This is a genomic window from Acidicapsa ligni (assembly GCF_025685655.1).
Classification (GTDB): domain Bacteria; phylum Acidobacteriota; class Terriglobia; order Terriglobales; family Acidobacteriaceae; genus Acidicapsa; species Acidicapsa ligni.
In genome coordinates this window covers 215,318-227,100 of record NZ_JAGSYG010000009.1, presented here as the reverse complement: position 1 = coordinate 227,100, position 11,783 = coordinate 215,318, and the positions used below count along the sequence as shown (strand labels likewise).

At 55.1% G+C, this 11,783-nt stretch carries 8 protein-coding genes; 3 read left to right on the top strand and 5 right to left on the bottom strand.

Annotated features, from left to right (window positions below):
• The 3 genes from OHL19_RS22510 to OHL19_RS22500 form a co-directional block, all read left to right on the top strand.
• Nucleotides 1-1,111, top strand: a 1,111-nt coding sequence (locus OHL19_RS22510) for a chitobiase/beta-hexosaminidase C-terminal domain-containing protein (RefSeq protein ID WP_263360092.1), incomplete at its 5' end; no start/stop codon positions are given.
• A gap of 366 nt (nucleotides 1,112-1,477) precedes the next feature.
• On the top strand, nucleotides 1,478-1,900 hold the full coding sequence (locus OHL19_RS22505; protein WP_263360091.1) for a hypothetical protein: 423 nt from the start codon (nucleotides 1,478-1,480) through the stop codon (nucleotides 1,898-1,900).
• Between the two features lie 106 nt (nucleotides 1,901-2,006).
• Nucleotides 2,007-2,771: a 4'-phosphopantetheinyl transferase family protein gene (locus tag OHL19_RS22500; protein WP_263360090.1), complete on the top strand. Its 765-nt coding sequence runs from the start codon at nucleotides 2,007-2,009 to the stop codon at nucleotides 2,769-2,771.
• Here the strand turns inward: OHL19_RS22500 and OHL19_RS22495 are convergent.
• The 5 genes from OHL19_RS22495 to OHL19_RS22475 form a co-directional block, all read right to left on the bottom strand.
• On the bottom strand, nucleotides 2,752-5,226 hold the full coding sequence (locus tag OHL19_RS22495) for a hypothetical protein (protein WP_263360089.1): 2,475 nt from the start codon (nucleotides 5,224-5,226) through the stop codon (nucleotides 2,752-2,754). The genes OHL19_RS22500 and OHL19_RS22495 overlap by 20 nt on opposite strands.
• A complete protein-coding gene (locus OHL19_RS22490) occupies nucleotides 5,210-6,505 on the bottom strand; it encodes a glycosyltransferase family 4 protein (RefSeq protein ID WP_263360088.1) in 1,296 nt (431 codons plus the stop codon). The genes OHL19_RS22495 and OHL19_RS22490 overlap by 17 nt, the downstream gene beginning before the upstream one ends.
• A gap of 165 nt (nucleotides 6,506-6,670) precedes the next feature.
• A complete protein-coding gene (locus tag OHL19_RS22485; RefSeq protein ID WP_263360087.1) occupies nucleotides 6,671-7,906 on the bottom strand; it encodes a glycosyltransferase family 4 protein in 1,236 nt (411 codons plus the stop codon).
• Between the two features lie 346 nt (nucleotides 7,907-8,252).
• The gene (locus tag OHL19_RS22480) at nucleotides 8,253-10,625 is read right to left on the bottom strand and encodes a S9 family peptidase (protein WP_263360086.1); all 2,373 of its coding nucleotides are present in this window, start codon (nucleotides 10,623-10,625) and stop codon (nucleotides 8,253-8,255) included.
• A gap of 127 nt (nucleotides 10,626-10,752) precedes the next feature.
• Nucleotides 10,753-11,754 carry a hypothetical protein gene (locus tag OHL19_RS22475; RefSeq protein WP_263360085.1) on the bottom strand — a complete coding sequence of 334 codons (1,002 nt, stop codon included), beginning with the start codon at nucleotides 11,752-11,754 and terminating at the stop codon, nucleotides 10,753-10,755.
• Between the last annotated feature and the right edge of the window lie 29 nt (nucleotides 11,755-11,783).

The following is an 11,783-nucleotide window of genomic DNA, read 5'->3' as shown; positions in this document are numbered from 1 at the left end:
TCAGACCGTAACCATCAGCGACACCACAGCAGGAGCCGTAATCTACTACACAACAAACGGCACAACACCAAACACCGCATCTACCAGGTATACGGCTCCTGTTAAGGTAAATTCGACTGCAACCCTGAAGGCGATTGCTGTTTTGACAGCGGCTGCAAGTGCGAAAGCAATCTCTACATCAGCAACTGTGGTGACGAGTTCGGTGGCAACGGCTGCCTTCACCATCAACATCACCCCAACGGCCGCGGCCCCAACGTTTTCACCCGCTGCGGGAACTTACACGAGTGCGCAGACAGTAACGATCAAGGACAGTACTCCTGGAGCCGTAATCTACTACGCAATCAATGGAGCCACTCCGGTTATCTATACTGGGCCGCTCACGGTGAACTCGACGGAGAGTATGCAGGCCATTGTCTCGGCGACCGGCTATCTATCGAGTGCTGTTGTTACGTCGGCATATACGATCCATTTGCCGACTACAACGATCAGCCTGCCATCGGGCATTTCGTCATCCAGCAACGTGATGACTAACGGAAACGCAAAGCTGACCGGGAGTGCCGTCAGTCTGACTAGTGGGGTGGCTGCACAGGCAGGTAGTGTCTGGTACAAGACTCCCATGAACATCACTGCTTTCACGACAGACTTTACCTTTCAGCAGGTCAATGCTGTTGGAGACGGCATGACCTTTGCGATTCAAAATGCCGCACAGAACGTCAACGCATTGGGCGGAAACGGTGCTTCGCTGGGATATGGAGGCATTGCTAAAAGCGTTGCTGTGAAGTTTGATATTTACAGCAATGCTGGTGAAGGTACAGATTCAACGGGTCTTTACCTGAACGGCGCAGTTCCGACGACGCCATTTGTAGATCTGAGTTCGACGGGAATCACCTTGCGAAGCGGGCACGTTATGGCGGCACATTTCGTCTATGACGGCACAACATTGACGATGACTCTCACGGACAAGACAACGCTGAAGACTTACACCACGAGTTGGGTAGTGAATATACCCTCAGTCGTGGGAGGGACAAACGCATACGTCGGGTTTACCGGCGCAACGGGCGGATCGGTCTCTACTCAGAATGTTCTGACCTGGACTTACACGTCGAATTAATCTGCGGCGCAGGCTTGCGTTCAACAGATGCGGATAGCGATTCAACAATCGCTATCCGCTTTTCTAGGAGTAGCTATATCTGCTACGGGTGGTGTCTTAAAAGTGCGTTGGTAAAAAAGTAGATAATTGGCTTGTCTATTCTGCAAACTAATGCCAAAGAGAACACAAAAATGCGTTTATTGCGGTTTTGAAGGCACTACCCTGGAACGCGGGCATGTGATTCCAAGGTGTCTATATCCTGCGTCGAAGAAAACATCGCGTGTTCAACGAATTACGGTATGGGAGTGCGCATCCTGTAATCGAGGATGGTCGGACGATGAAGCGCATTTTCGAACGGTTCTCTTACTTGCCGGAGAGCCAAATGATGTGGTCCGAGAGCTCTGGAAAACAAAAGCAAGACCGAGTTTCTACCAACCGGATGGAGAACGGCGTAGGCGGGATATAGCCAAGCAATTGGTTCCGGTGGTATTCGAGGGGCGAGATCGCAATCTGATTTACCCCGGCAGAGATGCACGGGTGATTCGGATCATTAAGAAAATTATCCGTGGCCTCTCTTATTATCACAATGTCGAACATGGGCTTGAAGAAGAGAGAATAGAAGTAGAGGTTCTCACATATCCAGTTCCAGATAATTTTTGGGATTCCGGAACTTTTTATCATTGCGAACTCGACATTTGTTTGTACTGGCACCAGAAGCATGACGATGTAGACCTGAGTTCCGTATGGGTACTCAATTTTTTTGAGCAGCGAAAGTTCATCGTGAGAGTACGCGCACCGAGCAAAGTCTGAATCCAAGGACCACAAAACAGTAAGCGCCAAACCACTCAACGTAGATTTAAAACACCACCACTGCTCCACATCGAGAAGCGCTTCCTGCTAGAGTGTCCTCTTAGAGATGCTTGCTCCCGATACAGTACACGCCTGGCTGATCCGACTGGATGTGAAGGCGGATGAATCTCAGCTTGCGCGATGGCGGGAGTGGCTGTCCGTTATGGAACGCGCGAAGGCCGATATCTTTCGGGCGGAACAGCATCGCCGCGAATACATAACCTCTCATGCTGCGTTGCGTGTGGTTCTGGGAGAGTGTCTTGGCATTGCACCTGCGGATGTAATCTTTGACGACGGTCGAGATGCCGGGGCAAAGCCGCACCTCCTGATCGCAGGCGATAAGCCAGATGTGCGGTTCAATCTTAGTCACACGGCAGGAGCGGCTTTGATTGGCGTGACATTGGACTGGGAACTCGGAGTGGACATCGAGCGATTGCGTCCAATGGCGGATCTGGAGGCTATGGCGCGCAGCGTGATGTCGATGGAGGAGTTTGATCGTTGGCTTGAAGTTGAAACAGGCGCGCAGGAACTGGCGTTTTATCGCTTGTGGACGCGCAAGGAGTCTTATCTGAAGGCGATAGGGCTGGGGCTTTATCGCAGCCTGCAGCAGGTCACTGTATCCGTCTCACCGGAGATGCAGACGGGCGGAGAGCGTGTGCGAGATTTGTCCGACGATGCGAACTGGATGGTATCCGATGTGACTGTGCCTGCGGGCTTCTCGGCGTCGATCTTCTCGGCATCGATCTGCTGCGAAGGAGTCGAGATGCCGGAGATTAGAATGGCAGAACTCGATCCCGCTACCGGTTTTAAAATTAGAAATGTACGCCGGTAACGTTCCATTCCAGCACAGTCATGGAGTAGGGCGGCAGTTCGTAGCTCTTCGCCGGGTCGAAGTTGGGTTCCGATTTGTGGGCTGTGGCGACGGTCAGTGTGTATTCGTTGCTATCGGTGATGTGCGGCGAGGTCAGGCGGCTTACCTTTACCGCTCCGCGAGGAGCCACCGGCCCGGAAAAGGTCACGGGAAGCGTGGCATTCCGACTGAGATTGAAGACCACCAGGCTGCAATGCGTGCCATTGGTAAAGGCAAAGGTTTGCAGGTAGTGCGCGCCGGTTAGTTTGATTTTGGCGTTGCGGCTCTCCGGCTGATCCCATGTGGGATTTGCTCCTGAATGGATGGTTTCGATCATCTTGTCGGCGATGGCGGTGTTGATGAGTTCTTCCGCTTCAAAGGTGGGACGTACGCGGTTGGTCTGGCCGCCCATGTCGACGACGGAGCCCCAGAGCTTGACCGTGCCGTTGTGGCCGGGATGGTCGGGATCGCTAAATCCATTGAGGTATTCAGGAAGAGAAAAGAGTGCCTGGTTGGTTATGCCATCATCGCGAAGCATGAGCAGCATGTGATCAGCCACCGAGAGAGCTGCTCCGAGAGACGGGACGGATGAGTCCACCGCCTGCTGGTTGACCTGGCCCAGGGTCGTGCCTAGATTGACCTCGTACACGGCCAGTTTAACGCCACCTTTGGCTGCGACTTTGGCCTGCTGGGCTACGATACCAGTCGGGCGGCTATCAAGGGATTCCGGTTCGGCGAACATAGGGCCGAAGATAGCCTCAGTGCTGGAGGCGTCGTTGAACGGGTTGAAGGTATAGGGCGCAATATCGATGGTGTCAGCATGGGGTTTGATGGAGAGTTCCTGTTCGTTCCACCATGGCACACCATTCCAGCCATCCATGATCAGGTCATACTTTGCTGCGTTGTAGAGGGGAGACGTCTTTGCCGCTGCGAAGATGTTGGATGTCAGAGTGGCATATGCCAACGGGTCGGCGACTACTTCGCCCGCGAAGCTGGAGTTCCAGGTTTCATTGCCCAATTCGAGATGGATCGTCGAGAAGACGCTGCTCCACGGGGCGGACTGGCCAAGGGCCGCGCGTTTGCCTCCATAGGGACTGGTGGCTGGGCCGGATAGATACTCGATCAGGTGCTTCATCTCTACCGGAGATGTGCCCACGGGCATGACGAACCACGGGTCCGCACCGATTGCGTGGCAGAGGACAAGAAACTCATGCAGACCAATGGGAATCTCCAACTGGAGTTTGTCGCCTTCACTGAAGCCGGACCGTTCGCGGGCAAAGGGCGGCGCGATGAGATTGTCGATGGTGCTGCCGAAGTCCGTGCCGTTATCCATATAGCGCAGCACGCCTGGATGCAACTGGCGCAGGCGGCTGACTACCGCGTTGCGAAAAGCCGTTGGGTTATCGGGCGCAGCGGACTCGGTTAGAGAGAAATCATCGAGCAGGGCCGAGGCATTGCGAATCTCAAGCGAGACGAGAATTGGACCGATGAACGTACCGTCTTCGTTGGCGCTGAAGGTATAGCTGTAGTTCTTCCAGGCGTTGGTAAGTTCGATATCGCGGGCGAGATAAGAAATATTTCCGTGCTGCTGGGTGAGCCGGGTGACGGCGGCATTGATCGCGGCTGAGCCGCCGAGGGCCTTGGCGCGGAAGTTGAGCGTGTAGACACCCTTGAGCTGGAGAAACGAGCGGCCACCCCAGGTATCGACATCGGAGGTCATGGCGATAGACTGTCCCGCCCCGGAGGCGCTCAGGCGCAGGGCCTGCTTGCCTGGTGAGTTTGGCGGGAGATCGTGAAATTCCGTACTCATGGTTGCACCACCATGTGTTGCGGAGCGCCATCCCGCATCGGCTGTACCGGGAATCTTCATGCGCAGAATGTAGAAATCACCGACCTTGGGAGCGACGGCGAGCTTGCCAAAGTTAACCCATACTCCCTGGTGCGCGGAACTAGCAGCTACGGAGCTGGCGGCTACGATGCCGCTTTCTCCTTTGGCTGCGCCGTAGAAAAATTCAAAGGTGCCGCCCTTGGCAAAATTCTCCGGCCATCCACTCCACTCGTCTGTGTCGGCGCAGGAGTCGCCTTTGATGAACTTGCATTGCAGAACGGTTTGCCAAATCTGGCCTTCAAAGCCGGGGTTGCGAAAGGTGATGTTGCGCAGCATTTGAGCTGAGTCGTAAAAGGACTGACCGCTCAGATTCATGCCCATGCGCTTTACATCGGTACGAATCACTTTCGTCCCAATGGCAATGTTGGTGACGCCTGCCGGAGGAACTGTTTGAGCGGGCTGTGGGCTGCGCGCAGGTGTCTGGGCAGGTGTTCGAGCAGGCACAATTGCAGGCAGGCAGACAAGCAGGCCGAGGACAGGTAGGTGAAGGACGGGCAGGCGTAGGACGGCCGTGATGTTCTTCCAGTGGATCTTAGGGACGATGCTCATGGATAGCCTGCTGATAAATCTCGAGGATTCGATCAATCTTGCGGTTCCAGTCGAAGTGATCCTGCACGCGTTGTCGGCCTGCGTTGCCCAGTTGTGTTCGAAGATCCGGATCGGCAATCAGTTTGCGCATCGCATCAACGAATCCCTGGGTAATCACTGCCGGGTTGGATGGGTTGACGAGGATTCCGCAGCTTGCATTGATGTAGTCGGCCGGGCCGCCCCAGGCAGTAGCGACGACGGGTGTGGCAGTGGCCATCGCTTCGAGAACGACCGCCCCTCCGCACTCGTAGATGCTGGGCAACAGCAGGGCTGTCGTGCCATGCAAAAGCTGTGCGCATTCGGGCTGAGGCAGCCAGCCGAGGAAGCGGACGCGGTCTGCGATGCCGAGGGATTGCGCCAGGGCTGTCCAGGCTGGGCGCATCACACCATCACCGATGACCTCAAGCTGGGCTCCAGGAATTTGCGCCAAAGCTTGCAGGACGAAGTCCAGGCGCTTCCAGTCCACGAGGCGGCCAACGAAAAGAAAACGAGATGGTGTTGTGGTTGTTACGGAAGAAACAGGCGGCTTCCAGATGCTGAGGTCGACACCGTTCTCTGGAATCTCAATGACTTTGCCCTTGACGCAGGTGGGCAGCGCGATACGGGTTCGTTCGTTGGCTACCAGCAGGATGCCAGCATTCTTTTTGCCGGGAATGATGCTGTTGACCAGGTTGGCACTGCTTCTGCCGAGTGCAACTGTGAGGCGTGTGAAGAGCGACTCTGCGCCTCGAAAGGCCGCAGGATAGTCCATGCCGCCGTTCATGGGGCCAATGATGACGGGAACGCCAAGGCCGGAGATGAACGATGGGGCCTTGGGCGATACCGGAATCGGCTGATGAACGACATCGATTCCCTTATCCCGAATCAACTGCCGCACCATGCTGCGCTGGATGAGTTGATTGATGAGTACCATCAGAGTTCCAAAGGTCGCTTCAGAGACGCGGCGAGGCAAAGGGCGGCTCAGATTCCAGATCAGCTTATGGAACCACTTATCGGAAATGTACTGGATGCGGTCTTGTTCGTTCGGAAACAGCGCTTCGAGTTCAGGGCGTGTGCGGCCGTGAATGATGAGCCACGCTTCGATGCCGCGGGCACGCAGGCGCGAAAAGTAATGCAGGGGCAGCGATGCTTCTCCGCCGAAGCGAAAGGATGCATTTTCGGCCACGATGCAAATGCGCAAAAGCCCATTCTCGGAATTACTCTCGGAATTGTTCTCGATATGGTGTGAATTTGCAGGCATCGTCTTGCTGTTTCTCCCCATTATTTGCGGCTGAAGAAGGCGCTATAGGCCAGATTGATCGTCGCTGGCATGGTCACAAATCGCAGATCAACTCATCTTTTCATGCTGTCGCTCTGCATTCGGCCCGCACGGTAGAGGAATGGGATGGCATTTGCATTGAGAGAATCAGGTATGAGCTACGGTGAGGGTGGAGATGCTCTCGTCGCTGTCCGGTTCGTCGAGCGCGATAGCGGAAACACTCTCTGAAAATTCAGGACGCTCAATTTTGCGATTCAGGATTTGCTCCATCAGCGAGTGCATGGAACGTCCCCATGTATCCCAATTCAAGGATCGCTCAAACTCGTCCCTGCTGGAGGCGACCAGGGCTGCGTATCGCGTAGGAGTTGCAACGATGTCGAGAATCTTCTCTGCGTAGGCATCGCCGCGCGCATCCAGAGGTAAAAGGAATCCATTGATGCCGGGATTAAGAGCGCCCCGCGTTCCGCCCGTGTCGGTAACCAGGGCGGGCAGTCCATGAGCGCTGGCCTCGCAGGTCACAATGCCCATGGCCTCTGCGCGTGTGGGCAACAGCAGAAAATGCGCATCGAGAAAAAGCCTGGAGATATTCAACCGATCTTCAGGCTGATTCTTATTGAGGAATGGGATGACGTGCATGCGCGGATGTTCAAAGCCCGGAGGCGGCACGCAGCCGCAAAGGGTGAGGTGGGCATCGACGCCATTGTCGAGGAGCGTTTTGAGGCACTCTAGCGCGATTGCGCCGCCCTTGCGCTCCCAATCGACTCCAATCATCAGGAGTTGGATGCGGCCATTCAGCGGATGCCTGAGTGCGGCCTCGCGGCTTGGAACACTTTCGAGATTGGCTCCGAAAGGCAAGCGATGGATCTTTGCCGGATCGGCCTTGTAATGTTCGCGAGCGGAACGCGCTGCCCATTCCGACGGATAGGCGATAGCGTCGGCGCGTCGTATCGCAGCCGCTTCGATCCATTCGCCCTCATGCCTGGACAGAGATGAGAGGGAAGAAAATTCAGGATAATAATTGACTACGTCGGCCCAGGTTGTGTCGGAGGAATACACGATGGGCAGGGATGTCTTGAGAGATGCGATCTCGACTGAAGCGGCTGGAGCGAAGAGAATGTCGCAGTGTTCTGCTGCCATGCGCGCGAGGAAGAAACGAGCCAGGCGATGGGACAGGATGCGATTGTGGTCGGTAATCAAAACTTTGCGCGTGAGCCGAAACCAGAAGCGATTGGCCCGAGCCGTATTGTCAATGATGAACTTGGTCGCTAACGACTTATCCGGACCGAGATAAACGACGTCCCCTACATGCGCCTGGAGTGCCTTGGCCATGAAGTGAAAAGTCCCGGACCAGGAGCGTACGCTGCGCGCGTCGAAACGGTGCACGAACCCAATTCTGAGTCTGTTCTCCGACTTCGACAACCGGTCTACTGACATTGCACAGGAACCTTTCTCAACAGGAGCGTGATACTTTGACGCTATTCGCCATCTCTCGGCCTACATAGGTAGGAGAGATAGCCAATAGGGTACGGTGTCTGGTGTAAACCTTAACCTGAAACTATCATGATTGATACTAAATCGTGAGCGGAATTCCCACGATAGCGCTAAGGTTGCAGTCAGGCATTTAAGACCAAAATGGCATTAAATCCCAGGAAATTTCAGTCTGGATATAGAGGTTGCCCAGTCTGTTCGGAATGGTATTGATACCACTGCCGAAAATTGACCGAATTACTTACATGTTCCTTATGAAAAAATCCGTCATCTGGGTGAAAATTACGTTTCTTGTGAGCTGATCATCGAGGATGTGGCCCCTGTCTGATAGCAGTAGAGTATCGGCGGTTTTGCCTCCGTCCAGCAATTCATCCTGGAGGGTAAGCAGGTTTTCCATGTGTACGAACTCGTCGTCCGTGCCCTGGGCAACGAGTAATCTGGCGTTCAAATAGCGGGCATTTTCGAGGGCGGTCGATGCATCCCAGCCATCGGCATGCGTTGTGGGATTGTCGAGATAACGTTCGCCAAAGACGGCATCATAGAAGTGCCAATCGGTAATCGGAGCACCGGCAAAGCCTGCATGAAAGAGAATCGGGCGATCGAGCATGGCATGGATCACGAGGAAGCCACCGTATCCCCATCCGCACGCACCGATGCGCGTTGAATCGACATAGGGCAGGCTCTTGAGATAAAGCACGCCATCTCTCTGGTCGGCGAGTTCCTGTGCGCTCAGACGAAGATGAATCGGTTCTTCAAAGAAGTGTCCCTGGCCCGCGGTTCCATGGTTGTCGAGCGCGAATACCACGAAGCCTTTCTGTGCCATGAGTTGCATCCACAGGCCTGTTGCGCCGCCTGCGCCAGCGCCCCATGCGTTGCGCACAAGTTGTTCCCGTGGCCCCCCGGCCATGTAGACGATGACTGGATACTTCTTGCTGGCATCGAAGTTCGGTGGTCGAATGAGGAATGCATTCACCTCCGAAGCCATGTGGAGCTTTACCTTGAGAAATTCAACGGGCTGCAATGCGGCCGGGGCAGCCTGGTCTGCGAGTTCAATGGATGCGGCTTCCGCGTGCTCTGCATTGGTCTCGCCAATGCTGCGTATGCTGAGCGTCGGCTGCTCCGTGATGCTGGAAAAGACATTGGCGTAGTGCGTTCCATCCGTGGCGAAGATAGCCTGATGTGTGCCGGGACGGTGGCTTATGCGGGTGATGTCTCCGCCATCCAATGCAACGCTATACAGATGGCGTTCGAGCGGCCTATCTTTCGTCGCGGTGAAATAGATGCGGCCTTGAGTTTCGTCTACGGCATCGATTCGAGTTACTTCCCAGTTACCATTGGTCAGTTGCGCGAGTTGCTTGCCCTGTAGGTCATAGAGATAGATGTGACGAAAGCCAGAACGTTCGCTGGTCCAGAGAAAGCGCTTGCCATCCTTGAGAAAGCGCAGGTCATCTGAGAGATTGATCCAGTAGCTGTCCTTTTCAGTAAAGATCAGACGCGATTTTCCTGTCAGAGCGTCGGCGAGAAAGAGATCGAGAACACGCTGGCGGCGATCGACGCGTTCGATAGCAAGATGGCGTCCATCGGGAAGCCAGGTAATGCGAGGAAGATAGAACTCTCCGGAGAGTTGTTTTTGAGGCATCAAGTCGATGGCTACGGGGTTGCTCCCGCTGCCATTCGTTAGTTTGGTGAAGATGCGCACGGCTGGCAGTTCACCGCCGGGCTTGGGGTAAGTGATCTGGCGTGATGAGCCGTCGCTGGCGCGCAGGGAATACTTCGCTACGGCGCGATCATCGGTTTCAAGCCACGCAATACGTGAGGAGTCAGGCGACCACCAATAGGCGCGAGACATCTGTAGTTCATTGCGATAGGGCCAGTCCGGTTCTCCTTCAAGAATGTCTGCGTGCGGAGATGGAGTGATGCGATGAGCGTCCCCTCCATTGCCATTGCCATTGCCATTGCCGTTGGCGCTGACCTGCCAGAGCGTATGATCGCGCACGAAGATTACGGAGTGGCCATCGGGTGCGATTGTCGCGTTGGACAGCGGCTCATCTCCTGAGATGAGAGTGCGGGATTTTCCGGATGCCGGATCAAGCCATGCGAGAGACTTTGTCCCAATCAGGAGCAGCGCAGCCGTGGATGATCCACCTGATTCCGATTCAGGAAACCAGGCAAAGTCAATGAGCATATATGGATTGGTGTTGTTATCGTCGTCATTGAATTTTGGCGCGATGGGCGGGGAATTACCGCAGATAGCAGATGTAACTTTCGCAGCAGATACAAGCACGATCGGCCTGCTTTGCGGATGATCCTGATCAGTGGAACTACCCCTGGCGGCCAGGATCTCGCGTTGCGGTGTCTTGTCCCTGGCATTTGCAGCGGGGGGCACGAGATGCATCCATGCGATCTCTGTTCCGGTGCTATTCCAGCGCAGTGATGGTTGTTCGTTGGAATCAGGCTCGGCGCTTACACGCTCAATAGTGAGCGCGTTGTCGGACTTCTTTTTTGCGGCCAGAGGTTCTTGCGCTGCCAGTGAGGACAGGCTCTCAAAGGTGAGGGAAGTACAAAACAATCCTGTACATAGAGCCACAATTGAGAGGAGAATAGACTTCTTCATGCCAGCATTTTCCTGTGTGCCTTGCATCCCTGTGTATTTTGCAATGACGCAATTACGCATTGAAGTGAAGTTTGCATGAGATCGAGTGCGCCAAGTCTGAGCCGCGACTAAAGCTGGTTTGGATGAGTCAGGTTCGGAAGACGGTGTAATAGCCCAGTCTGGCAAGCGTGGTCTTCATGCGTTGTTCGCGATAGTACGTGGCGGGCATCAGTTCTTCATAGGGGAGAATCTCGCCGTTTGCTGTGAGGTCTTTCGACTGATCCAGCATGCCTCGTTGCTTGGCCTCGGCCAGCCACCACTTTGCTTCGCCGCCTGCGTGGAAGCACTTGATGGCAGAGAAGTCCTCAACGCGCAGCAATTCGATACCAGGCACACCCATCTTGCGCAGGATTCGCTTGGGCTGATTGCGGTGCCAGCAGTGCCAGAGATTGGGATTCAGGTATCCGCCGCCGATGCGCATTGCAAGCGCGGCCCATACGATTGCTTCAATGTGCATGACGCGAGTGAGATTGGTGCAATCAAGCCGGGCCAGCAGCCAGTCCATCCATTCCAGATCGACGGGAGCGCGCCAGCCACCGACGCCAATATCGACGTGATGCGCGAAGCGAATTCCCTGCTCCATTCCTGAGCTGACAACCTTTGCAGGCACCAGGCAGCTAGGCTTTTGCCACATCAGCAGGACGCCTGTTTCCGGCGTTGGTTCAAAGCAAAATTTGTTGGGGAAGTAGAGGTCAGGATCGAGCAGCACCATCTCTTCGCCGTCGTTGCTGAGCAGGACGGGGTCCGTGATTTTGCGCCAGCATGGGTGCCCATGACGAAAGAGCCGCAGGTTGGGATACGGCCCGAAAAGCGATGCCTCCCGCTCCGCCAATTCTTCTTCTGCGTATACCGACCAGAGATGCCCGGCGGTCTTCTGACGCAGAGTGAGTTCCTCAGTCAACTTTTCCTTGTCTGCTACGGAGTCGGTGATGAGGTGCAGATGGATCGGCTCGGCGCAATTGCGAAAAAGGCTTTCAAGGGCGAACGTGGCATAGCCCAATGTCGAAGGGGACAGGACGAGGAAGACACGGCGATACGATGTGGGCAGTGGATTGGCTGAAGTCGAGGGGAGGGGCTCGATGCGATTCATGTTTAGAGCATCCTTGCAGAAGCATTCGC